The sequence below is a fragment of the Janthinobacterium fluminis genome (genome assembly GCF_028595325.1).
GTDB classification, from domain to species: domain Bacteria; phylum Pseudomonadota; class Gammaproteobacteria; order Burkholderiales; family Burkholderiaceae_D; genus Janthinobacterium; species Janthinobacterium fluminis.
In genome coordinates this window covers 1-24,164 of record NZ_JAQQXR010000010.1, presented here as the reverse complement: position 1 = coordinate 24,164, position 24,164 = coordinate 1, and the positions used below count along the sequence as shown (strand labels likewise).

Sequence of the window (24,164 nt, the reverse complement as noted above, 5' to 3'; positions counted from 1 at the left end):
GTTGTTTTGTCATGTTCGGTACGGTGCCGCACAAAGACTCGTAATCGACCGGGCCCGCCGCCATTGCGCACGCCAGCGTACACCGAAGGCCCGGGCTTTCCTGTAGCATTTCATACAAGACCGCCCCCGCGCACCCTGCCATCCCGCTATATCGCCTTATGAAAGAACCACCGCCATGACCATGCCGCGCCGCAGCAAAATCGCGCTCGCCATCGCCTCCTTCACCGTCAGCCTGCCCGTGGTCGGCGTCGTCGCCCTGCTCAATGTCGACTGGAACCGCGTCAAACCCTGGCTCAACGAACGCACCGCCGAGGCCATCGGCCGCCCCTTCGCCATACGCGGCGACCTGTCGCTGACCTGGGACCGCGGCGGCGCCATCGTGCCGGCGCGCGAGCAAGGCTGGCGCGACTACCTGCCGTGGCCGCACCTGGTGGCGCACGACGTCCACGTCGGCAACCCGGCCCCGATGGTGGCGGACCCGGCCGCTCCGCTGCCGGCCGACATGGCCAGCGTCGCCACGCTGTCGTTCTCGCTGAACCCGCTGGCGCTGCTCGACAAGACCATTGCGATTCCCGTGCTGCGCTTTAGCGAACCGGCCGTGCTGCTGCAGCGCCGCGCCGACGGCGCCAACAACTGGACCTTCAAGCACGACGCCCAGGCGTCGCCGTGGCGGCTCGACTTGCAGCGCGTCGTCTTCACCAAGGGCAATGTGCACTTCATCGACGCCCGCCAGCGCGCCGACATCACGGCCGACGTCGACACCATCAACGCCGACCCCGGTTATGGCGTGGCGTGGAAACTGGCCGGCAGCTTCAACGGCGAGAAGGTCGACGGTAGCGGCAAGGCCGGCGCCGTGCTGTCCTTGCAGCAGCAGATTGCACCCTACCCGCTGGCCGCCGACATCCGCGTCGGTTCGACGGCGATCGCCTTCGAGGGTACGCTGACCCGGCCGACGGCCCTGGCCGCCCTCGACATGCGCCTGAAACTGTCCGGCGCCAGCATGGCGCGCCTGTACCCGCTGCTCGGCATCGTGCTGCCGGAAACGCCGCGCTTCTCGACCGAAGGCCACCTCAGCGGCAGCCTCGGGCCGCGCGGCGGGCGCTGGGTCTACGAACAGTTCAGTGGCAAGGTCGGCTCCAGCGACATCGCCGGCAAGCTGACGTTCGAGGCGAAACAGCCGCGCGGCGCGCTGACGGGCGCGGTCAGCTCGCGCCTGCTGCAATTGAGCGACCTCGGCCCGCTGATCGGCGCCGACTCGAACGCCAGCAAGGCCGCGCGCGGCGTCGCCGCCGTGCAGCCGGCCGGCAAGGTGCTGCCGGTCGAGCCGTTCAAGACGGAGCGCTGGACCAGCATCGACGCCGACGTCCATTACAGCGCCGAGAAAATCACGCGCGACAAGGATTTGCCGCTGAATAAACTCAACACCCACGTCCTGCTGCAGGACGGCGTGCTGTCGCTCAAGCCGCTCGAATTCGACATCGCCGGCGGCAGGCTGAGCGCCGACATCAAGCTCGACGGCAGCGGCAAGCTCACGCCGAACGCCATCCGCGCCGAGCTGCAGGCCGGCGCGCGCCACCTGAAACTGCAGCAACTCTTCCCCAAACTGCAAGTGGCCCAGGCCAGCGTCGGCGAAATCAACGGCGACGCCAAATTGTCGGCAACCGGCAACTCGGTGGCCGGCCTGCTCGGCGCCGCCAACGGCGAAATCAAGACCCTGGTCAACCAGGGCACGATCAGCAAACTGCTGCTCGAAGAAATGGGCCTGAACATCGGCAACGTCGTGCTGGCCCGCCTGTTCGGCGACAAACAGGTCAAGCTCAACTGCATGGCCACCGACTTCGTCGTCAGCAAGGGCCTGATGCAGACGCGCCGCTTCCTCGTCGACACCGAAGAAGCCATCCTCGACGTCAACGGCACCATCAACCTGGCCGACGAAAAGATCGACCTGACCTTGAAGCCGGAAAGCAAGGGATTGCGCGTGTTCTCGCTGCGCGCGCCGCTGTACGTGCGCGGCACCTTCGACAAGCCCGACGTCAGCGTCGACAAGGGCGTGCTGGCGCTGCGCGCCGGCGGCGCGCTGGCGCTGGCGGCGGTGGCGCCGGTGGCCGCGCTGCTGCCGCTGATCAACGCCGGCCCCGGCGACACGGGCGCCTGCGCCGCCTTGCTGGCCGGCGCCCGCGTCAAGCCGGTGGCGCCGCCGCCGGGCCAGGCCATGCGCGCCAAGCCGGGCGCCCGGCGCTGAACGGCGCCGTGCATCCGCACGGCAAGCCTATGTGCGCTGGCGAACAGACTCATCCATTGGAATGGCCTACCCTGCTCGTATCGGCGCCTAGATGCGCCACCCATTCGAGGAGAAACACCATGAAATCCAGCAAAAAAATGGCAACGGCGGCAACGGCCATCGTCCTGGCACTAAGCCTGAGCGCGTGCGCCAACATGTCCAGGCAAGACCGGAACACGGCCATCGGCGCCGGCGTGGGCGCCGTGGCCGGCTCGGTGCTGACAGGCGGCAGCACGGTCGGCACCGTGGGCGGCGCGGCCGTCGGCGGCGTGATTGGCAACCGCATCAAAAAATAAGCATACCGCCGCAATCCACCGCGCCTTGACGGCCGCTACAAAAACGCGCTGGTCATGCCGCCGACTTCGGCGTCCTTGACCAGCTCGTAACAGCGGCAGGACACCGCCTCCAGGCCCGCCGAGTCGAGGATTTCAATATTGCCGCGGCTGTAGGTGATCAGTTTTTGCTGCTGCAGCGCGCTGGCCGCCTTCGTCACGCCGACGCGGCGCACACCCAGCGCGTGCGCGAGAAATTCATGGGTCAGGTGGAATTTCTCCGACTGCAGGCGGTCGCGCGTGATCAGCAGCGAGCGCGCCAGACGCGCCTCCAGCACGTGGAAGCGGCTGCACACGGCGATCTGGATGGCCTGCGCCAGCAAGGCGTCCGTGTAGCGGTACAAGAGCCGCTGCAAGGATTCGGTGCGGCTGAACTCGGCGCAAAATTGCGCGCTGTCGATGCGCCCGGCCTGCCCGGCCCGCTGCACCACGGCGCGCACCTGCGCCACGTCGTGGCCCAGCGCCACCGACGCCCCCAGCATGCCCTCGCGCCCCACCGAGCCGACCTCCAGCGTCATGCGCCCTTCCGCCACGGCCAGCAGCGAGATCAGGCTGTCGGCGGGGAAATAAATATAGCGGATTTCCTGGCCCGGCTCGTACAACACGTCGCCGACCTCGACCGTGACGGTGTCGATCAATTGCGCCACATGGGCCAGGTCGTCGGCAGGCAGGCTGTCGAGCAGGCGGTTGCCGGGCGCGGGCAAACTGCCGCGCTGGGGTGGATAGTCTGGGAAGTTCATTGATGCCGGCGCCTTTTCCACTGGAATGCGGGTGGATGTTGCTACGAAATGCAATCAAGTCCTAGGATGCTAGCGTAGCGGCAAATATTTTTCCTGTATGTACGGTGACGCACGGAAGCGTCAGACGCAAAACGGCAGAATGCGGCATCAGCATGCGTCCGGCCGTGCCGACGCCCCCAAACCGACAGAACAAGAAAAAGGATTCCCCATGCACACACCAAACGACCCCACCGCGCGCGCCCCGCTGCACCCATTGATGAAGGCGGCCGCCGTCGCCGTCCTGCTGTTCTGCGGTGTCGGCACCGCCGCCGTCATGGGCTGGCTGCCGTCCTCGGTCGGCGGCAACCACAGCCCCGGCGCGCTGACGCCCAAGGAACAGACGGCGGCGCTGGCGCAGGACGAGGCGCCCGGCACGCCGAACGCCGCGCGCGCCGCCGCGCCGCAAGCCAGGCCGGCGCCGCAGGCGAGCGTGTGCGCGAACTGCGGCGTCGTCGAATCCGTGCGCGAAATCACCACCCGCGCCGAGGGCAGCGGCGTCGGCGCGGCCGGCGGCGCCGTGCTCGGCGGCCTGCTCGGCAACCAGGTCGGCGGCGGCCACGGCCGCCAGCTCGCCACCGTCGCCGGCGCCATCGGCGGCGCCGTCGCCGGCAACCAGATCGAAGGCAATATGAATGCGCGCCGCAGCTATGACGTCAAGGTGCGCCTCGACAACGGCAACACCCGCACCATCCACCAGACGGCGCAACCGGGCTGGCGCGCCGGCGACCAGGTCCGCATCGTCAACGGCGTGATCCACGGCAACGGTTAAAGAAGGACGAAACTGCGCTGCTGTGTACGCCAGCGAACAGAGGCGCCCGCCGCCAAGGCAGAAAATAGACCTGGATGTCGGGCCCACCCGATAGGCGGCCGGCGGCAAACCGCGGGCCGGGCCGGCTTAGCGCCGCCCTCACCCACCACACAACCATTCCGAGGAACCATCATGCTCTATACAATCGCCGTCGTTCTTCTCATCCTTTGGCTGCTGGGACTGGTTACGTCCTACACCATTGGCGGTTTTATCCATATCCTGCTCGTTGTTGCGGTTATCATGGTTCTGCTGCGCCTGATTAGCGGACGCGGTCTTTAGTTGAGCCGGGCGGCACGCCTCCCTCCCGGCGGCGGCGCGCGCGAAAGCGTGCGCCGCCGTTCTTGTTTTCCGGGGCGCCGTGTAATAACAACATCAAGGAGAAGACCCATGAAGCGATCGAATATCAACACAGTACGCAACAGCATCGTCGGCGCGCTCGCCGTGGCCCTGGCCTTGGGCGGCTGCGCCGACATGTCGGCGACCCAGCGCGGCACGGCCACCGGCGCCGGCATCGGCGCCGGCCTGGGCGCGCTGATCGGCGCCACCACGGGCGGCGGCGGCGGCAACCGCGCGGCCGGCGGCGCCGTGCTGGGCGCGGCGGCCGGCGCCCTCGTCGGCAACATCTGGTCGAACCGCATGGAAGAGCAGCGCAAGGCGATGGAGCAGGCGACCCGCGGCACCGGCGTGCAAGTGAGCCAGACGGCCGACAACCGCCTGAAAATGGAAATTCCCAGCGACATTTCCTTCGACACCAACCGGGCCGACATCAAGTCGAACTTCCGCCCCATCCTGGACCGCTTCGCCGGCACGCTGCAAGAGAACCCGGCGGCCACCGTCAGCATCGTCGGCCACACCGACAGCACCGGCAACAACGCCATCAACCAGCCGCTGTCGCTGGAACGCGCCGCGCACACGCGCGACTACCTGGCCCAGCGCGGCGTCTCGCCGACGCGCGTCGTCGTCGAGGGCCGCGGCGCCCAGGAGCCGGTGGCGTCCAACGAGGACAACGCCGGCCGCGCGCGCAACCGCCGCGTCGAGATCTACGTCGCCGAGATGGCGCAGCGCTAGGGAAGCGCTGATTTATTCTGAGGGTTGGGATTGGCCAGCGAAAAAGGTGGCCTGCAAGGCGCGAAATCGCAGCAATAGCGAGCTATTGCAAGATTTTGCAACGCCGCAGGACACCTTTTTTCGCGGTCAAGTCCGCCCTCATGAATAAATCAGCGCCTCCCTAGGCGTCCGGGCACGAAAAAGCCGCCCGCCGGAAAGGTATCCGGCGGGCGGCTTTTTTTACAGCCGCGGCGTTGTTGCCGCGGCCAATAGGCCGCTTACTTGACGACGGCGTCCTTGCCGGCCTTGGCGAAGTCGCCCGCCTTGACCACCGACAGATTGGCCGGCTTCAGGTACTGGCGCAGTCCTTCATTGACTTGCGCCAAGGTCAAACCGGCCACTTTCGCTTCCAGCTCCTTGTCGAAGGCCATCGTGCGCTCCAGCGCCAGATAGCCGGACAGGCGCGCCGCCAGGCCCGCGTCCTGGGTGCGCGACACTTCCCGCGACTGCAACCAGCCTTTTTTCGCCTCCGCCAGCTCCGCGTCGGTGAAACCCTCGGCCAGGGCCTTGTCGAGCTCCTCGCGCAGCGCCGCCTCGACCTTGGCGGTGTTTTGCGGCGCGCTGATCGCATACGCCATCCACAGGGCTGCCGGCTCGCGCGCCGGCACGGTCAGTTCCGAGCCGACGCCGTAGGACAGGCCCTCTTTCTGGCGGATGCGGTCGGCCAGACGGCTGCGCAGCGCGCCGCCGCCCAGCATGTGGTTCGCCATCAACAGCGCCGGATAGCCGGTCGCGTCGTCCTTGAGGTTCAGCGGCAACAACGTGACCAGCACGCTATTGGCCTTGTCCGGCGTTTCCAGCGCCAGTTTCTGGCCGGCGGCGGGTTTCAGCGCGTCCGGAATGCGCACATACGACTGCGGCGCTTTCCAGCCGTCGAACAGCGTCGCCACTTGCGCCTTCAGCGCGGCCGGGTCGAAATCGCCGACGGCCGAGAAGGTCGCGTTGCCGGCGCCGTAAAACGCGGCGTGGAAAGCCTTCACGTCGGCCACGGTGACGGCCTTCAGGTCGGCCAGTTGCTCGGCCAGCGTGCCGACGTGGCGCACATTGCCGACCGCCGTGCCGTCCAGCAGGCGGCGGAAGGCGTTCAAGGCCAGCGGTTGCGGTTCCGGCATATCCTGCTCGGCATTGCTCACGCGCGCGCGCTGGAATTCGAGGAATTCCGTTTCGACGAAGGCCGGCTTTTTCAGCACATCGGCCAGCAGGTCCAGCGCCGCCGGCAGGTTCTCGCGCGTGCTGGTGACCGATGCGGTGACGCCCTCGGCATTGCCGTTGATGCTCACTTGCGCATTAAGCTTGTCGAAACGGTCCTTGATTTCCTGGCGCGACAGCGTGGCCGTGCCGCGGTTCAGCAAACCGGCGGCGAAGGAACCGGCCGTGGCCTTGCCCTGCAGGCTGGCTTCCGTGCCCAGGCGCAGTTGCACGGTGGCGCTGACGGTGCCGCCCTTGGTTTTTTTCGCCAGCAAGGCGCCCTTCAGGCCGCCCGGCAGCGCGAAGCGCTGGGTGCGCGCCTCGATGTTGGCCGGGCTGGGGTCGAAGGCTTCGCCCTGCGCCACGACGGCGCGGCCGGTGTAGTCCTTCAACTGCACGGCCAGATCGGCGACGCTCGGCACCTCGGCGCGGTCCGGCGCGTCGGTCGGGATGAAGCGGCCCAGCGTGCGGTTCGACGCTTTCAGGTACTTGAGCGCGGCGGCCTGCACGGTGGCGGCGTCCACCTTGGCCAACTGGTCGCGTTGCAGGAAGAACAGACGCCAGTCGCCGGCGGCCAGCGCCTCGGTCAGCGCCACGGTCAGGCGCGCCGTGTCGGCCGTCGCCAGTTCGATGCCCTTGTTGATCTGCTGGCGCGCGCGCGCCACTTCCGCCTCCGTCACCGGCGCGTCCTTCAAGCCTTCCAGCACCTTCAGCATGGTGTCCTGGGCCACGTCGAGCTGGCCATCCTTCGGCACCACGGCGCCGAAGATGTTGTAACCCGGCTCCAGATTGCTCACGGCGTTGTAGTCGATGCCGGCGGCAAGCTTGGTTTCCACCAGCGCCTTGTGCAGGCGGCCGCTCGGCGCGTCGACGAGGATGCGGCCCAGCAGCGACAGCGCGACGGCGTCCGGGTGGCCGGACGGCGCCACATGGTAGCCGGCGCCGACGAACTGGGTGCCGCCGCTGCGGCGCACGGTGACGGCGCGCTCGCCGTCCTGGGTAGGCTCGGTCGTGTAGGTCGGCTCGATCACGCGCGCCGGCTTGGGAATGCGGCCGAACAGCTCGTTGACCTGCTTGAGCACCTTGGCTTCGTCGAAGCGGCCGGCCACCATCAGCACGGCGTTATCGGGTTGATAGTATTTTTTATAGAACGCGCGCAGCCGCGGAATGTTCACCTGCTCGATGTCGGAGCGGGCGCCGATGGTCGACTTGCCGTAGTTGTGCCAATCGTAGGCGATCGCCTGCATGCGCTCGGTGGTGACGCCGATCGGGTCGCTCTCACCCATTTCGAACTCGTTGCGCACGACCGTCATTTCACCCTTCTTGGTTTGCGGGTTCCACAGGTCGTTCTGGTCGATCGCCGCGTTCACCATGCGGTCCGCTTCCAGCGCCAGCAACTGGCGCAGGTTGTCGTCGTTGGCCGGGAAGGTCGCGTAGTAGTTGGTGCGGTCGTACCAGGTGGTGCCGTTGAAGCGGGCGCCCGTCGAATTCAGGATTTCGACGGGGGTCTTCGTACCCTTCTTGACGCCGAAATTGGCGCTCGGCTTGAACAGCAGATGTTCGAGCAAGTGGGCCATGCCCGTTTCGCCGTAGTTTTCGTGGCGCGAGCCGACCAGGTAGATGATGTTCGTCGTCAGCGTCGGTTTGCTGGCGTCCGGAAACAGCAGCACTCGCATGCCGTTGCTCAGGCGATATTCGGTGATGCCTTCGACCGAGGTCACCTTGACGGCGGACGCCGGGGCGCCCGCTTTCTGGGTCGCGGCCGGCGCCTGCGGTGCGGCGGCGAAAACGAAGGACGGCGACAGGATGCCGGCGCTCAGTAGGATTGCGGTGATAGGTTTCAAATCAGTTTCCTGTCAATAAACGTGGGAGTCGAATTTCAGTCGATTGAGCAAACCGGCATGGCTTTTTTAACCATGTTTATGTTGCTAAGACACAATTTACGACATCGTTCCCCATTCCGCAATCGAAAAAGCGGTTTTTCGTTAATTTAACAAAAAAATAATGAAAACCGTATATCCATATGCGCCGCGCGCACAAAGGAAACGGCGCGAGGCCGCCGCGCGGCGGGCCCGACGGCTCCGCCGACGTCCCCCGCTTAGGCGGCGGCGAAGGCCATGTAACGGTCGCGCGCCAGCGTCGCGATCGGGCCGACGGGCAGGCTGCGCGCCTCGTAGCGCACGCAGGGGCTGACCTTGCCGTAGTTGCCGGTGTTAAATATCTCAAGGGCGCTATCGAGCTCGGCCGGCAGGACGGCGCGCTCCTCGACGACGATGCCCTCTTGCGCCAGCAAGGCGATGACGCGGGCCCGCGTGATGCCCGACAGGAAAGTGCCGTTCGGCACGGGCGTGACGACCTTGCCGGCCGGCGTGACGAAGAACAGGTTCGCCGAGGCGAACTCGGCCACCCGGCCCTGGCTGTCGCAGACGACGGCGTTGTCGAAGCCGCGCTCCTTCGCCTCGCGCAGCGCCTTGGTGGTGTTGGCGTACAGCGAAGACGCCTTGGCGTCGGTCGGCGCCATCGACGCGTCCGGCCGCTGCAGCGTCGACAGGCAGGCGGAAAAACCGTTAAACGGCGGCATCGGCGCATCGAACAAGGTCAGCGCGAAGCCGCTTTTCTCCGCCACGGGGATCAGCAAACCGTCGGTGCCGAACACCAGCGGCCGGATATACAGCTCGGCGTCCGGCGGGAACTGGGCGACGCCCTCGCGCACCAGCTTTTCCATCTCGTCGACCGTGTACGGGCAAGTGAGGCCGACACGCTCGGCCGACTGGATCACGCGCTGCAGGTGCAGGCGCAGGTCGGGCATGCGCCCGCCCAGCGAGCGGGCGCCGTCGAACACGGAAGAACCGAGCCAGACGCTGTGGTCCATGGCGCCGAACAGCGGGGTATTGCCTTCGGTCCAGGCATGGTTGAAATAAGTCAGATACATGCGAACTCTCGTCGTTGGGTTGGCGCCGCGCCAAACGGCGCCGGCAGGAGCCGACAATTTTGCCACAGCTGGGGACAGACCACGATTTTCAAGGAATAATTGCTTGAAAATCGTGGTCTGTCCCCGGCGGCGCCGGCCTCAGAACGAATGGCGCAGGCCGATGTTGAACGCGGCGCTGCCGCGCCCGGCGTCGCTGGCATTGCCGACCGTGTAGCCGGCGCCGTTGCTGTTCCTGATTTTCGCGTAGGCCGCGTAGAAGTCGGTGCGCCGCGACAGCGTGTAGGTGAGGCCGACGGCGATCTGGCGCGCGTCGCGGTTAGCCGCCTCGCGGTCGTCCTTGCGGATGTAGGAAGCCAGGTAGGTGGCGCGGCCGAAGGGCAGCGCCACCCCCAGCAGCACGTCGCGGCTGTCGCCCGAACCCAGCGCCAGCGCCAGCGCGCCATAGGGGTTGGCCGGGTCCCAGGGCGAACTGCCCTGCCCCTTGTTGACGCCGTAGGCGGCGAACACGGTGGCGTGGCCGAGGTTGACGTTGGCCGCCACCAGCGTGTTGCGCGCCGACGTGTCCAGCGTCGCCGCGCCGCCGTTGCCGGCGATGATGTTGTCCTTGCGCTGGTGCGCCACGCTGACGTTGAGCGGCCCCTTCGCATAGCCGAGCATGGCGCCCCAGGCCCGGTTCGCCGCGCTGCTGTACGGCGACTCGCCGAAGCTGTAGATGGCGCTGGCGTGGATGCCGCGCAACGGCGGCGTCGCGTACTTGATGGTGTTGTCGTAGCGTTTGACGGTGTAACCCATCAGATTGCCGGCGTTGCCGGCCATGCCGCCCTTGAACGGGTCGGCCACATCGGTCAGGCTCAGGTATTGCGGATTGTCCTGGCGGCCCAGCGTCAGCGCGCCCAGCCGGCCATCCAGGCCGATGTAGGCCAGGCGCCCGAACAGGCGGCCGTTCTGGTCCGGCTCGCCGGTGTCGTTCAGCAGGCCCGCTTCCAGCGTGAACACGGCCGCCACCCGCTCCCCGAGCGCCTCGCGGCCCCGTATGCCCAGCAGGGAGGGCGAAGCGATGCCGGCCGATAGCGCGCCCGTCGCGCAATTGGCGCAGCCGCCATGGCGCACCACCCCGGCGTCGAGCACGCCGTACAGGTCGAGCGCGCTCTGCCCGCGCGCGGCGCCGCCGGCCAGCACAAGCAGAAGCAAGGCACCACATGACGTTTTCATGGCGAATCTCTAGGTGAAGGCGCCACCGCGGACGCGCCGTTTTTCTGCCGTAACTTAGGTATACCTTATCCACGCTTTAAAGCAAGCGCGCCGTGCGCGACACAACACAAATAGCGAAAAAAGCCCCGCGCCCTCGTATCCCTTGCGCCACCTCAAACGCGGCGCCGCCCCAGTCTGTGCGGCGGCGCACCGCCGCAAAGCGGCCGCAGGCGTTACACTATGGCCTTTCCTCTATTGCGGCCCGGCCGTTTCTACCGCATGCTAGCTATCCTCGAACGCATCCATTCCGGCCACGACAATATCGACCTGCTGGTCGAACTGGTCCAGACCTTGCGTCCCAAACGCTGCGACGACGCCGCCCAGGCGACCGCCAACGTCCGCACGCTCAGCCAACTGCTCAAGGGCAATCCGAACCACGCCGCGGCGCTGCGCGCCTGCGCCCTGAACGTCCTCGGCAAGCGCCGCCACACCAGCCTGTACACCGACATAGGGGTGTTGTCGAACGACGGCTTTTTCACCGAACTGAAACGCCGCATCGCCTACCGCATCTTGCCGCCCGCGCTGGGCGAGGAATACCTCAGCGACGCGCTCGACCAGGTGCTCTACCGGCAAACGGATTACCTGTGGATCAGCGCCGTCCCCGCAGCCGACTGGCTGCAACTGTTCGACGTGCTCTTCGCCCAGGATGAGGCCGGCGGCGCCGGCCAGGCCGGCAACCTGATGCTGCCCGGCATGCTCGAAGCGATCCGCACGCTGTCCTACCGCGTCTGCGCCATCGGCCTGGAGCCGGAGTTGACGAATTTTCACAGCGAAATCGAAACCTTCGACTCGCCGTTCATGATGCAAAACGTCGAGGTCAACGCCCACCTGGACAACTACGCCCAGTTGCTCGCCGGCGACACCGACGCCATCGAGGACGCCAAGCACCTGCTGGTGATGCTCGACCAGTGCGACGCCGTCATCGCCAAGATCCGCAAGAAAGCGCTGCACCAGGGCACCAGCATCGCCCTCACCTACCTGCTGGTGGCGCTGACGCAGAGCATAGACCGCATGCGCAAGCTGCTGTTCCTCGTCGACGTCAGCGGCGAGCTGCCGAGCGCCCCCACGGTCGACCTGGAGACGCTGGCCAACGCCGCCGCCCCCGAGCCCGACGCCAGCGTCAGCCTGCACCGCGCCGCTGCCGTCGCGCTGGCGCTGGAGTTGATCGAGGCGAACAGCAACAAGTACGCGGTGCGCGACCTGTTCGCCGACAATATCAACCTGCTGGCGCGCAACGTCACGGAAAACGCCAGCCGCACGGGCGAGCACTACATCGCGGAAAACCGCCGGCAACTGGGCGCGATGTTCCTGTCCTCGGCCGGGGCCGGCCTGATCATCGGCTTCATGGCACTGATCAAGATCCTGTTTTCCTACCTGCGCGCGGCGCCGCTGGTCGAAGCCTTCCTGTTCAGCATGAACTATTCGATCGGCTTCATGTTCATCCACCTGCTGCACTTCACCGTCGCCACCAAGCAGCCGGCCATGACGGCCTCGCGCATCGCCGCCGGCCTGCACAGCAAGGATGGCAGGAACATCGACCTCGACAGCATGGCCGAATTGATCAACAAGGTCTTCCGCACGCAAAACATGGCCGTGCTGGGCAACCTGGCGACGGCGATCCCGACCGCCTACCTGATCGCGCTCGGCTACAAAGCCTGGACGGGGCAGCACCTGGTATCGCCGGAAAAAGCCCTGCACCTGCTGCACGACATCGACCCGGTCGGCAGCCCCGCGCTGTTCTACGCGATGATCGCCGGCGTCTGCCTGTTCGTCGCCGGCCTCATTTCCGGCTACTACGACAACCAGGCCCTGTACACCCGCTGGGCCCAGCGCATCGCCCAGTTGCGCGGCCTGGGCCGCGTCATCGGCCAGCAGCGCCTGGGCCGCCTCGGCCTGTACCTGGAAAACAATCTGGGCGGACTGATGGGCAACTTCTATTTCGGCATCCTGCTCGGCAGCATCGGCACGCTGGGCTTCCTGCTGGGTTTGCCGCTGGACATACGCCACGTCACCTTCTCGTCGGCCAACTTTGCGACAGCCCTGGTCGGACTCGATCACAATATCAGTTGGCAGCTGGCGGCGCAGTCGGTGCTCGGTTTCCTCGCCATCGGCACCGTCAACCTGCTGGTCAGCTTCGGCCTGGCGCTGTGGGTGGCGCTGCGCTCGCGCCAGGTGCGCTTCCAGCATGGCCTGGCGCTGCTGAAGATACTCGGGCGGCGCTTCCTGCAGGCGCCGCTCACCTTCTTCATCGGCTCGAAAGACGCGCCGGCCGAGGACGCGCCGGCGCCGCCAAAGGGACATTAATGAAACTCGGTCAGGTTCTGCACCGCTTGCCATCCATCTGCGCATGCTGGATGCTGGCCGCCTGCTCCACCTTGCCGGACGTGCAGCAACTGCGCGCGACGCTGGACCCGCCGGCCGTGCCCAGCATCACCAGCGGCAAGGGCGGCACGCTGCCGCCCAGGCACGCGCGCGCGCCGCTGGCCAGGCGCTGGGCCAGGTCCGGCGTCGACCTGGCGGCGATGGCCGCGCTGGAAGAGGCCGTCACCGGCGTGCCCTTAATCAAGGGCAACGAGGTGACACTGCTGTTCGACGGCCCGCAAACGATGGCGGAAATGCTCAAGGCCATCGCCGAGGCAAAGAACCATATCAACCTGGAAACCTATATCTTCGACCAGGACGAGCTGGGCCTGAAATTCGCCGACGCCCTGATCGAGAAACAGCGCGCCGGCGTCGCCGTCAACATCATCTACGACAGCGTCGGCACGCTGGGCGTGCCGCAAGCGTTCTTCGAGCGCATGCGCGCGGCCGGCATCCACCTGGTCGCGTTCAATCCCGTCAACCCGGCCAAGGTGCGCGGCGACGCCTGGAAAATCAACAACCGCGACCACCGCAAAATCCTCATCGTCGACGGCAAGCTCGCCTTCACCGGCGGCATCAACATCAGCGCCACCTACGCCAAGAGCTCGCTGTTCCGCTCGAAGTCGAAACCCACCGACCAGTCCCAGGTCGGCTGGCGCGACACCCACGTCAAAATCGACGGGCCGGCCGTGGCCGCCTTCCAGTGGCTGTTCATCCGTGCCTGGTCGCAGCAGGACGCGGCCGAGCTGCCCGACGCCAGCTACTTCCCGCCGCTGGCGGAAGTGGGCAAACGCCTGGTGCGCGTCATCGCCAGCGAACCGGGCGGCGGCTTTGAAATCTACAAGGCCTATATCCTGGCGATCCAGGAAGCCAAACGCAGCATCCACATCACCTCCGCCTATTTCGTGCCCGACCAGCAGACCGCCGCCGCCCTGTGCGGCGCGGCCCGGCGCGGCGTCGACGTGCAAGTGGTGCTGCCGGGCGTGTCCGACAGCGGCCTGGTGTTCCACGCCGGCCACGCGCTATACGACGAGCTGCTGGCCTGCGGCGTGCGCATCTTCCATTTGCAACTGGCCGTGCTGCACGCGAAGACGGCCGTCATCGACGGCGCCTGGTCGACCGTCGGCTCGACCAATATCGACATGCGCAGCTTCCTCCACAACAGCGAACTGAACGTGGTGGTGCTGGGCGACAGCTTCGGCCGCGAAATGGAAAACGCCTTCCAGGAGGATTTGCGCGACTCGCTGGAAATCACCCGGGAAAAATGGGCCGCCCGGCCCTTTGCCGACCGCCTCAAGGAATGGGCCGCGCGCTTCATGAACTATTGGCTGTAACTACTGCATGGCCTGGACCGGGCGCGCCGCCAACGGACATCCCGGCCCGCAGCGCCCCGGCATTGCCTAGGGGAGCGGATGACCGGCCCATACCCCGCCCTCGCGCCCGAACGATTCGGCGCCAACCAGCCCGAACCCCGCCCCGCCCTCGTCCCAGCTGTAGCGCTCGACCACGATATGTCCCGCGCCTATCCGCAGCACATTGAAGGAATTGCTTTCGCCACGGCCGCGCGTCGACGTCGCCGTGCCGGCCTGCACCATCAGCGCCGCGTAGCCGCCGATCTGGTAGCGCGCCGCCGTGTTGCCGGCGTGGCTGGCGTGCAGATGGCCGGCCAGCAGCAGGTCGACGCCGCATGCGGCGAACATGTCCATGGCCGCCGGCGCGCGGTCGACCAGCTTGCTCTCGCCGAAATGTTGCGGCAAGTCGAAGGGGTGGTGCGTGACGATGACCTTGGTGCGCCCCGGCCCCAGGCCGTCCAGCCGCGCCCGCACGCGGTCGATCTGCGCGTGGTTGACGCGGCCGTCCTTGAAGGTCAGCGAGCGCGCGGTGTTTATCCCCAGCACGGCAATTTCATCGTCAATATACTCCGGGCTCAGGTCGTCGCAGACGTGGCGCCGGTACTTGTGCAGCGGCGTCAAAAAACGCGCCGCGACGTTGTAAAGCGGCACGTCGTGATTGCCCGGCACAACGATCTGCGGCCCCGGCAAGCCGTCGAGGAAGGCGCGCGCGGCGCGGAACTCGGCGCTGCGGGCGCGCTGCGTCAGGTCGCCCGACACCACCACCACGTCCGGCGCCAGGCGCGCCGCCAGCGCCGTCAGCGGCGCGATCAAGGCCGGGTCGACGCGGCCGAAATGCAGGTCGGACAGGTGGATCAGCGTGCGCATCGGCCTAGCCCCGCGGCGCCGGCACCAGCACCCTGAGCGCCGCCACGCGGATGCGGTAGTGCAAGGGTGTCGCCATCACCGTCACCTCGCCATCGGTGGCCACGCGCAGGCGCTTGTGGTGCGTGTGGATGGCCAGTTCGCGGGTCGCCAGCACGTCGAAATCCTGCAACTGCGCCAGCCGCCCGAACAGGGCGTGCAAGGCCATCCGCAGCAGTCCCAGGCGGCCGGGGCGCTGCGCCACGTACAGGCTCAGCAGGCCGCAGTCGAGGCGCGCGCGCTCGCCGATGTTCAAGCCCTGCATCAGATATTCATTATTGCCGATGAAGACGAAGGGCGTGCTGCGCGCGCGCTGCCCGCCGTTCAGTTGCAGGCGGACGTCGAGGAAGGGATAGCGGCGCAGCGCCGTCATCGCGGCCCAGCCAAACGCCAGCCATTTGCCGCGGCCGAGGCGGCGCTGCTGCTTTTCGCGGTCGCGCACGATGTCCGGATACAGGCCGAGGCTGGAGTTATTCAGGAACACCCGGCCGTTGACCTCGCCGACGTCGACCTTGACCGGCACGCCGCGCGCCAGATTGGCGATGGCCTCGTCGAGCGCCAGCGGGATGCGCAAATCCTTGGCGAAATGGTTCAGCGTGCCCAGCGGCAGCACGCCGAAGGGGATGCCGCTGTCGACCAGGGCCGCGGCGACCGCGTTGACGGTGCCGTCGCCGCCGCCGGCGACCACCAGGGCGGCGCCGTCGGCGACGGCCCGGCGCGCCGTCGCGATCATCTGTTCGCCGCTGTCGGCCAGCGTGATGGCGGCGGCGAAGCCGTGCGCGCGGAACTTTTCATCGAGCTGCCCGGCCCAGTCGGCCGCGTAACCGCAGCCGGCGCCGGCGTTGATGATGACGGTGACAGCAATCAGGATAAGCCTCCTTGATGGTTAGCGGCGTCCAGGCGCCGCCGCAGGTGCGAGCTGGCGGTCATGCAGACGGCCAGCCAGCCGCAGCTTTCCGCCATCGCCGCCAGCACGTCGCTGGGATAGTGCGCGCCCAGGTAAATCCGGCTCAAGGCCACCAGCGCCACCATCAGCGCGGCGCCCAGCGCAATGGCGGCGCGGGCGCCCCACTTCGGCGTCCGGCACACCAGATAGGCGCCGAGCAAGCCGTACAGCACCGTCGCCGTCGCCGTGTGGCCGCTGGGAAAGCTGTAGCTGCTCAGCTGCAGGTCCAGGATGGGCGTCTCGAAGCTGGGGCGGGCGCGCACAAAGAGATACTTTAGCAGCACATTCAAAACCATGACGCCTGGCATCGCGACGAGCAGGGTCAGCAGCCAGAAACGCGCCTGTTTCCGATAGAAATACAGCGCCAGCAGCGCCGTCAGCGCGACGATGCCGGCCACGCTGTGCGCATGCGTGACGACCACCATGACGCCCGTCAGCCAGGCGACCGCGTGGGCGTTGAACCACTGCGAGATCTGCACGTCGATCACGGTGATCTGCGCGGCGCCCATCACGGCCTCGGCGATGGCGCCGAAAATCCAGGCGGCCGCCAGCAGCAGCGCGACGCCGGCCGTCAGATACAGGCCGAATTCGCCGTCCGGGGACAGGCGGGCGGCGAGGAATTTGCTGAATTTGGATGGGGCTGGCGATGTCATGGGAATCCTTCGGTACGGTGCCGCCAGCATAGCGCAGAAGGCTTAAGCAGAAATTATGGTTAAAATGCCACAAAACCGCCGATGACTGATTATTTATACAGTAACTGTGTTTTTATACAGTAGTTATGCTAAGCTGGCGTCTCGTTCAACATCTCTCCCTCAAAGGATTGTCATGACAACATTGAATAGCGGCTTCGGTTCCCGGTTCGGTTTGGAATATGCCCCTAACTCCTTCCTGGTCCGTATGGGCAAACGCGAAATGCTTGTTTGCCGTGATTTCCGCAAGCGCTACTATGCTGTCAATCCCTTGATCGAGTGCGGCACCGGCATCGAGCCGGGTTATGTTGAAGTGCTGCTGATGCGCCGCTGGCTGTTAATCCTGTCAAAAGCGCATTGATGCCCGGCCGTTCCGGGCGCCCGAAGCACCGATCCCTGGATCGACCCCTCATTGTTTCGCGCGCCAGGAATAGCCGGGCTGGCAGGTGACCGCCCTTTCTACTAGATCAATCCCAGATCGCGCGGCTTGACGCCGGCAAACACGTGGTCGAGCTGCGCCGCGCTCAAGCCGTAGGCGCGGGCGAACAGGCCGCCCAGCACGGCACGGTACTCGTTAAGCACCGGAAAGTCGCGCTGTTCAAACAGGCTGGCCCGCTCGACCCGCACTTGCTCGCCGGCGATGCGCTTGCCGCGGATGCCGCCGCCCAATACCCAGAACACGCTGCCATGTCCATGGTCGGTGCCGCGGTTGCCGTTTTCGCGGAAGGTGCGGCCGAATTCGCTGACGACGACGACAAGGGTGTCGCGCCAGTCGTCGCCCATTTCCTGCGCGAACGCCGCCAGGCCGCGGCCCAGCTCCTCGAAGCGGCCGGCCAGATAGCCGGTCGCGCCGCCCTCGCCCACGTGCGTGTCCCAACCGCCGACATCGACAAAGCCGATGTGGTATTTGTCCCGCATCAGCCGGGCGATGCGGCGCGCCTCCAGCTCGAAACCCTTGGCGCTGATGGCGTTGCGGTCGGCCGCCGCCATCTCGCCGCCCAGCTCGCGCAGCACGTCCGCGCGCACGGCGAAACCGTCGCTGACCGGGCGTTCCAGCGCGCCGCCCCGGTACATCGCCGCGACGATCCTGCTCTGGCGCGCGTCCAGCCCCGGCTTGCCGATCTCGCGCAAGGCCATGTTCGGCACCTGCACCTCGCCCTGGAAGATCAGCGGCAGTTGCTCGGTGAAGGCGATGCCGCCGCCGTTCAGGGTTTCCGCCAGCCGGTTCAGGAAGCCGGAGCGGTAATCGCGGCGGCCGCCGCTGTCCTGCCCCAGCTCGATGCTGTCCTGGGTTTCAAAATGGCTGCGCGAGAGGTCGGTGGTGCCGGCGAACGGCACGAAGGCGGCATTGCCGCTGTTGAACAAGGGGTAGATGCTGTCGCGCAGGGCCGGATGCAAGCCCCAGTCGGCGTCCAGGGCCAGCGCCGCGTTGGCGCCGGCGCGCGGGATGGCGATGTTCGGCCGCGCCTCGTAATAGAAGCTGCTCGACAGCGGCACCAGCAGGTTGGCGGCGTCGTAGCCGCCGCGCAAAAACACGAACAACAGGCGGGTCTTGGCGGCCGGCGCGGCCAGCAGCCGGCCGGCCGGCGCCGCCAGCGGCAGCGCGCCCAGCGCCTTCAGTATGTCGCGGCGGTGCATGGCGCCGGCCCCTTAGCGCCGCATCATTTCGGGCGAGGACAGCAGGAAGATATTCCATTCCTGCGCCGACGCGGCCTGCTCCAGCGCCTGCGCGGTGGCGGGGCTGAGCTGCGCCTGCAGCGACTGGTAATACAGCGCGTTGGCCAGTTGCGGGAAGGCCGGCACTTCCTGCGGCGCCGGCCCGTCCGTCTTGAACAGGCCGGCGGCGCCGGAACCGATGGTCCTGGCGATGTCGAAGCGGATGTTCATCTGGCCGGGGCTGGCCCAGGCGCTTTCGACCAGCGGATAACCGTCCGGGGTCTGCCGGTCGTACAGCGGCTGGCCCATGCGCCTGAGCCAGCCCAGCATCGGCGCCGTGTTCAGGATGGGCTTGTCGTCATAGCTCAGGCGCACCGCCGAGACGACGTAGTGCAGCGGGTCCTTGAACTTGCGGCCCAGCGAAGGGCGGAATTCGGCGTCGGCGAACAGCGCCCGCAGCGTCACGGCGATGTCGCCGTCACTGCGCAGGAAAACTTGCGCCAGGCGCTCGACCAGGGCCGCCGGCGGTTCGTCGGCGACGAGGAATTGCGCCAGCTTGCGGCTGATGAAACGCGCCGTCGCCGGGCTGCGGCTGAGGCGGTCGAGGGCCTCGTCCAGCTCGGCCAGGCCGCGCCCGCGCAGCGTCTGCCCGAGAAATTGCTTGTCGCCGTAATCGTGGCGGTTCGGGTTGAATTCGAACAGGCCGTCGCGCACATACTGCGCCTGCAGCGCGGCCGCCACCTTCGGCGTGTCGCCGCCGAGGTTGACGCCGACGCCGGTGAGGATACGCGCCAGCTCCTGCACGTCGCGCTGGCTATAGCCGCCGTCCACGCCCAGCGTGTGCAACTCCATCAGCTCGCGCGCATAGTTCTCGTTGATGCCCTTGGCCGCGTTGGCCTCGTTGTCGAGGTAGCGCAGCATCGCCGGATGGCGCGCCGTGGCGCCCAGCAAGGCGCGGAACTTGCCCAGCGCGTGCGGCGCGATGGCCCGCGCCTCGTAGTCGCCGACCATGGCGCGCAGGTTGTGCTTGCCCTGGTGCACGCTGAAATGGTTCATCCAGAACCAGGTCATCTGTTCCTGCAACTGGTTCGGCGAATACAGGGCGCGCAGCAGCGAACGGCTGGCCGCTTCGCGCGCGAGGCGGTTCATTTCCTGCTGGTAGGCATTCTGCGCCAGCTTTCTTTCCTCGTCGGTGGCGATGTCCGCCAGCGCCTTGCGCCGCTGCTCGTTTTCCCGCACCAGCTCGACCAGCGGACGCCGGCTGATGGCCATCGCGTCGATCTGCGCCTGCACGGCGGCCGGCAGGCGCGCCGCCGGCGGATGCAACTGGCCGTCCAGATAGCGATCCCAGCCTTGCGCCTGCAACTGGCGCAGCGACGCCGAGTTGACGCCCCAGCTGACGCGGGCCAGCAGGGCCAGCGTTTCGGCGGAGGCCGGCGCGGCCGGCGTCGGCGGCGCGGCGGCGCAGCCGGCCAGCGCGGCGAAGCCGACGGCGCACAGAAAACGGATCATGGACATACGTAAACCTTTGCGAAAAACAATGTGTTCCTAGGATACGTTGATTTCCGCGCAAGCGGCGCGCAAAAAGTCGCGCAACTGTATCACCACTGGCGTCACCCGGGCGCGCGCGCCCACGCCCGCAGCGAAAGCAAGGCGCGCGGCAAAATCGTCCCGGAAGGCGGCTAACGCCGCCCGGCGCGGGGGCCGGCCCCCTCAGCGCGCCGCAAAATGCCGCGCGATGGTCGCCAGCATCTGCCCCACATCGACGGGCTTGGCGATGAAATCGCTCATGCCCGACACCAGGCAACGCTCGCGCTCCTCCGGCATCACGCCGGCCGTCATCGCCAGCACCGGCAGCGCCAGCCCCAGCTCCTCGCGGATCAGGCGCGTCGCGGCGAAACCGTCCATGACCGGCATCTGCACGTCCATCAACACCATGTCGTAATCCCGCGCGGCGCCGCGCAGGCGCTCGACGGCCTTGCTGCCGTCGTCCACCGCGTCGACGCTGGCGCCGGCCTGCTCGAGGATGGCGCGGGCCAGCACCTGGTTCAGCATATTGTCCTCGACCAGCAACAGGCGGGCGCCGTCCAGGCGCGGCTGCGCCGCCTCGGCGGCGAACGGCGCCAGCGCGCCCGCCGCGCCGCCGCGCTGGCTCAGCACCGTGTGCAGGGTGTCAAGCAGGCTGGACGCCGTGACCGGCTTGAGCAGCACGGCGTCGGCGTCCAGCGCCGCCGCGTCGCGCATCAGCTTGTCGCGGCCAAACGCGCTGACCATGATAATCACCGGCACCGCCGCCTGCGGCAGGCGCGCCCGCAGCGCGCGCATCGTCTCCAGCCCGTCCATGCCGGGCATTTGCCAATCCGCCAGCACGGCGTCGTAATGCACGCCGGCCGCATGCTGGCGCAGCAGCAGTTCCAGCGCCGCCCCGCCGGACTCGGCGCTGTCGGCCTGCCATTGCCAGGCGCGGATGGTCTTGCACAGGTAGTCGCGGCTGGTGGCGTTGTCGTCCACCACCAGCAGGCGCCGCACGCCCAGCTGGGCGGCGGGGAGGAGGCCGGCGTCGAAGCCGGCCACGCGCAGCGGCAGCGTGACGCAAAATTCACTGCCCTGGCCGAGCGCGCTGCGCACCTCGATGCCGCCGCCCATCAACTCGACGAGGCGGCGGCAGATGGCCAGCCCCAGGCCGGTGCCGCCGAAGCGCCGCGTCATCGACGCGTCCGCCTGCGAAAAAGCCGAGAACAGGCGCGCCTGCTGTCCGGCGTCCATGCCGATGCCGCTGTCGCGCACGCGAAAGCGCAGCAGCGCCGTGTCGCCGTCGCGGCGCAACTGCTCGACCAGCAGCGACACCTCGCCCCGCTCGGTGAATTTGATGGCGTTGCCGCTCAGGTTGATCAACACCTGCTGCAGCCGCAGCGCGTCGCCGACCAGCATCTGCGGCACGTCCGGCTCGATGCCGATGGCCAGTTCCAGCTCCTTCTCGCCGGCGTTGACGGCCATGATGGTGGCCAGCGCGTTGAGCACGTCGCCCAGCAGGAAGGGGCTGTAGGCCAGTTCCATGCGCCCCGCCTCGACCTTGGAAAAGTCGAGGATGTCGTTGAGGATGCCCAGCAGCGACTGACCCGACACCCGTATCATGTCCAGGTACTTGCGCTGTTCCGGCGCCAGCTTGGTCGCGCCCAGCAGGTAGGCCATGCCCAGCACGGCGTTCATCGGCGTGCGGATCTCGTGGCTCATGTTGGCGACGAACTCGCTCTTGGCGCGGCTGGCCGCCTCGGCCTGCTCCTTGGCCGCCAGCAACGAGGCTTGCAACTGGCGCTGTCCGGTGATGTCCTTGGCCACGCCGAGAAAGCCGGCCAGCGCGCCGCCGCCGTCGCGGATGGCGCTGACCACCAGGCTGACCGGCAGGTGCGAACCGTCCTTGCGCACATAGGTCCATTCGCGCGACTCGGTCTGGCCGCCGCGGGCCCGTTCGACAAACACGTCGAAGCCCTGCACCGGCCGGCCCAGCTCGGCGCTCAGTTCGGCGCCGCGCGCCAGCACCTCCTGCGGCAGGTGGATGGGCGAAGGACTCTGCCGCCCTATCATCTCGGCGGCGGCATAGCCGAGCATGCGCTGGGCGCCGACGCTGAACAGGTTGATGACGCCGGCCGGGTCGGTGGCGATGATGGCGAATTCGCTGGCGGCGTCCACCACGGCCTGCAACTGCGTCTGCGCGGCCGCCTCGGCCGCGCGGGCGCGCCGCAGCGTCGTCACGTCCGTGACGAAGGAATAGAAGCCCACCACCCGGCCCTGCTCCAGGTCCGGCACATACGACACCAGCGTGTGGCGCTCGCCGCCCTGGGCGTCGGGCAGGACGCGCTCGAACATCGGCGCCTCGCCGCGCAGGGCGGCGTCGACGAAGGGCTGGTTGTCGCGGTATTTTTCCTCGCCGATCACGTCGCGGATGTGCATGCCGCGCATCTGCGCCGGCGTCAGGCCGAAATGGTCGAGGTAAATCCGGTTGCCGAACTGGTTGCGCATGTCCGCGTCCCAATAGGCGACCATGGCCGGCATGTGGTCGATTATCGTCTGCAGCTCGGCGTTGCTGCGCTCCAGCGCCAGCTCGAAGCGGCGCCGCACCTGCTCGCGCAACCTGGCCTGGTTCATGCTGGCGGCCAGCAGCAGCGGCGGCACCAGCGTCAGCAGGATGGGCAGGTAGACCACCAGCACGCGCCAGCTGGCGATGACCGGCGGCGGCAGGAAATAGCCGCCCGCCATCATGCTCGCCGTCACCAGCAGCGACAGGGCGACCAGCACGGCGACGCTGTCGAAGTCGCCCGCGACGGCCGCCAGCATCAGCGGCACCATCACATAGATGAAGGGGAACGGCAGGTACTGCAGCGCCAGCACGCTGACGGCGACGGACAGGCAGGCCAGCGAGGCCAGCCGCGCCAGATCCAGCCGGCGCAGGAAGGTGCGCACGCCGCCGCGCAATACCAGCAGGGCCAGCGGCAGCGTCGCCACCGAGCCGGCGATGTCGCCGGCATACCAGGCCGGCCAGATCCTGGCGAACGGCGCATAACCGTGCAAGGCGATGATGGCCCCGCCCAGCGTGGCGCCGATCAGCGGCGGCACGCAGCAAGCCAGGGCGATGAAGCGCAGCAGGTTGCCGGGGCTTTCGTCGAAGACCAGGTCGATGCCGCTGCGCTTGACCAGATAGGCGCCGATGGCCATTTCCAGCATGTTCGCCGGCAGGAAGGTGATCGCCAGCGCGACGGCGTCGCCGTGCAGCAGGTTGGCGGCCAGGTTGGCGGCGGCCGCGCACAGCAGCAGCGCCGGCGCCAGCGCGCGCGGCTGGGTCAGCAGGTAGGTGACGCCGAGGGCGTTGGCGAACCACAGCGTGGCGATGTTGCCGGGCTGGCGGGACAGGTAGATGGCGGCCTGGGCCAGCAGGAAGTACAGGGCGCTGAATTGCGCCAAGGTCAGCAGCGCCTGGCGCGCCGGCAACGGCGGGCTGCGCCGTGGAGACTGTTCATTACCTGGGCAAAGCGAACGCGACATCGTGCATCTCCAGTCTCGTAACGGGTTGGCGGGCGCGGCGAACGCCGCAGCAGGTAGTCCACACCGCGATCATGTCACAAAAACCACCCGCATAGTTATAAATTTGTTATCTAAACGGATGGGGCCGCTCCCCCTGCCACGGCCCGGGCGTGGCGTGAAAAATATTCACTTCTGCGGTTAATTCTTTTCACCGCCGCCGGCGCCCTCACGGCGATGGCTTCTCGCTACACTGCTTTCCTATCTCGACGTCATCCATTTCCGGGAATGGCCACATAAAAAGAATTTACAAACCAAGCATCAACGGAGGAGACACCATGCAAACCTGGAACCAGATCTACACCCCGCTCGGCAGCCTGTGGCTGTCGGCGCTGGCCGCCGCCATCCCCATCATTTTCTTCTTCATCGCGCTGGCGGTGCTGCGCTTGAAGGGCCACGTGGCGGCGGCCGTCACGCTGGCGCTGGCCATCGGCGTGGCCATCTTCGCCTACGGCATGCCGGCGACGCAGGCGCTGGCGGCGGCCGGCTACGGCTTCGCCTAC

The 24,164-nt window shown here is 67.3% G+C and carries 19 protein-coding genes; 9 read left to right on the top strand and 10 right to left on the bottom strand.

Going from position 1 to position 24,164, the window contains the following annotated elements:
- Positions 1 to 175: 175 nt before the first annotated feature.
- Both OIK44_RS20910 and osmB read left to right on the top strand, forming a co-directional pair.
- Positions 176 to 2,242 (top strand): AsmA family protein, encoded by a 2,067-nt coding sequence (locus OIK44_RS20910; protein WP_273673610.1) that lies wholly within the window; start codon positions 176 to 178, stop codon positions 2,240 to 2,242.
- Between the two features lie 119 nt (positions 2,243 to 2,361).
- Positions 2,362 to 2,577: an osmotically-inducible lipoprotein OsmB gene (gene osmB, locus OIK44_RS20905; RefSeq protein WP_273673609.1), complete on the top strand. Its 216-nt coding sequence runs from the start codon at positions 2,362 to 2,364 to the stop codon at positions 2,575 to 2,577.
- Positions 2,578 to 2,612: 35 nt separating this feature from the next.
- Here osmB and OIK44_RS20900 read toward each other — a convergent pair whose 3' ends face one another.
- The gene (locus OIK44_RS20900; protein WP_273673608.1) at positions 2,613 to 3,353 is read right to left on the bottom strand and encodes a Crp/Fnr family transcriptional regulator; all 741 of its coding nucleotides are present in this window, start codon (positions 3,351 to 3,353) and stop codon (positions 2,613 to 2,615) included.
- A gap of 208 nt (positions 3,354 to 3,561) precedes the next feature.
- Here OIK44_RS20900 and OIK44_RS20895 point away from each other — a divergent pair, with 208 nt between their 5' ends.
- From OIK44_RS20895 to OIK44_RS20885, 3 genes are all read left to right on the top strand, one after another.
- Entirely contained in the window at positions 3,562 to 4,161 is a 600-nt protein-coding gene (locus tag OIK44_RS20895; RefSeq protein ID WP_273673606.1) for an outer membrane lipoprotein, read from the top strand.
- Between the two features lie 171 nt (positions 4,162 to 4,332).
- Entirely contained in the window at positions 4,333 to 4,479 is a 147-nt protein-coding gene (locus OIK44_RS20890; RefSeq protein ID WP_017876712.1) for a lmo0937 family membrane protein, read from the top strand.
- Positions 4,480 to 4,587: 108 nt separating this feature from the next.
- On the top strand, positions 4,588 to 5,268 hold the full coding sequence (locus OIK44_RS20885) for a YiaD family glycine zipper/OmpA-like lipoprotein (RefSeq protein ID WP_273673603.1): 681 nt from the start codon (positions 4,588 to 4,590) through the stop codon (positions 5,266 to 5,268).
- Between the two features lie 257 nt (positions 5,269 to 5,525).
- Here the strand turns inward: OIK44_RS20885 and OIK44_RS20880 are convergent, their stop codons facing one another.
- The 3 genes from OIK44_RS20880 to OIK44_RS20870 all read right to left on the bottom strand — a co-directional run bounded on the left by OIK44_RS20880 (position 5,526) and on the right by OIK44_RS20870 (position 10,618).
- Positions 5,526 to 8,339, bottom strand: a complete 2,814-nt coding sequence (locus OIK44_RS20880; protein ID WP_273673602.1) for a M16 family metallopeptidase — start codon at positions 8,337 to 8,339, stop codon at positions 5,526 to 5,528.
- Positions 8,340 to 8,593: 254 nt separating this feature from the next.
- Complete coding sequence (locus OIK44_RS20875) at positions 8,594 to 9,427, bottom strand: branched-chain amino acid aminotransferase (RefSeq protein ID WP_273673600.1); 834 nt, start codon at positions 9,425 to 9,427, stop codon at positions 8,594 to 8,596.
- A gap of 138 nt (positions 9,428 to 9,565) precedes the next feature.
- A complete protein-coding gene (locus OIK44_RS20870; protein WP_337587212.1) occupies positions 9,566 to 10,618 on the bottom strand; it encodes a porin in 1,053 nt (350 codons plus the stop codon).
- 279 nt (positions 10,619 to 10,897) lie between these two features.
- Between OIK44_RS20870 and OIK44_RS20865 the strand changes: the two genes are divergently transcribed.
- Together OIK44_RS20865 and cls are read left to right on the top strand one after the other, a co-directional pair.
- Positions 10,898 to 12,982, top strand: coding sequence for a site-specific recombinase (locus OIK44_RS20865; RefSeq protein WP_273673800.1), 2,085 nt, complete (start codon positions 10,898 to 10,900; stop codon positions 12,980 to 12,982).
- Complete coding sequence (gene cls, locus OIK44_RS20860) at positions 12,982 to 14,373, top strand: cardiolipin synthase (protein ID WP_273673595.1); 1,392 nt, start codon at positions 12,982 to 12,984, stop codon at positions 14,371 to 14,373. The genes OIK44_RS20865 and cls overlap by 1 nt, the downstream gene beginning before the upstream one ends.
- Before the next feature lie 66 nt (positions 14,374 to 14,439).
- Here cls and OIK44_RS20855 read toward each other — a convergent pair whose 3' ends face one another.
- The 3 genes from OIK44_RS20855 to OIK44_RS20845 are packed head-to-tail and all read right to left on the bottom strand — an operon-like array spanning position 14,440 to position 16,893.
- Positions 14,440 to 15,258 (bottom strand): metallophosphoesterase family protein, encoded by an 819-nt coding sequence (locus OIK44_RS20855; protein WP_273673592.1) that lies wholly within the window; start codon positions 15,256 to 15,258, stop codon positions 14,440 to 14,442.
- Positions 15,259 to 15,262: 4 nt separating this feature from the next.
- Positions 15,263 to 16,162, bottom strand: a complete 900-nt coding sequence (locus tag OIK44_RS20850; RefSeq protein ID WP_273673799.1) for a diacylglycerol/lipid kinase family protein — start codon at positions 16,160 to 16,162, stop codon at positions 15,263 to 15,265.
- Positions 16,159 to 16,893: a phosphatase PAP2 family protein gene (locus OIK44_RS20845; protein WP_273673591.1), complete on the bottom strand. Its 735-nt coding sequence runs from the start codon at positions 16,891 to 16,893 to the stop codon at positions 16,159 to 16,161. The genes OIK44_RS20850 and OIK44_RS20845 overlap by 4 nt, the downstream gene beginning before the upstream one ends.
- 172 nt (positions 16,894 to 17,065) lie before the next feature.
- Here OIK44_RS20845 and OIK44_RS20840 point away from each other — a divergent pair, with 172 nt between their 5' ends.
- A complete protein-coding gene (locus tag OIK44_RS20840; protein WP_273673589.1) occupies positions 17,066 to 17,290 on the top strand; it encodes a hypothetical protein in 225 nt (74 codons plus the stop codon).
- A 101-nt stretch (positions 17,291 to 17,391) separates the two neighbouring features.
- Here OIK44_RS20840 and OIK44_RS20835 read toward each other — a convergent pair whose 3' ends face one another.
- The 3 genes from OIK44_RS20835 to OIK44_RS20825 all read right to left on the bottom strand — a co-directional run bounded on the left by OIK44_RS20835 (position 17,392) and on the right by OIK44_RS20825 (position 23,625).
- A complete protein-coding gene (locus OIK44_RS20835; RefSeq protein ID WP_273673587.1) occupies positions 17,392 to 18,567 on the bottom strand; it encodes a DUF1501 domain-containing protein in 1,176 nt (391 codons plus the stop codon).
- Positions 18,568 to 18,579: 12 nt separating this feature from the next.
- Positions 18,580 to 20,103 (bottom strand): DUF1800 domain-containing protein, encoded by a 1,524-nt coding sequence (locus OIK44_RS20830; protein ID WP_273673586.1) that lies wholly within the window; start codon positions 20,101 to 20,103, stop codon positions 18,580 to 18,582.
- Positions 20,104 to 20,298: 195 nt separating this feature from the next.
- Positions 20,299 to 23,625 carry a response regulator gene (locus OIK44_RS20825; protein WP_273673585.1) on the bottom strand — a complete coding sequence of 1,109 codons (3,327 nt, stop codon included), beginning with the start codon at positions 23,623 to 23,625 and terminating at the stop codon, positions 20,299 to 20,301.
- 314 nt (positions 23,626 to 23,939) lie between these two features.
- Between OIK44_RS20825 and OIK44_RS20820 the strand changes: the two genes are divergently transcribed.
- On the top strand, positions 23,940 to 24,164 hold a 225-nt coding region (locus OIK44_RS20820), incomplete at its 3' end, for an L-lactate permease (protein WP_273673583.1).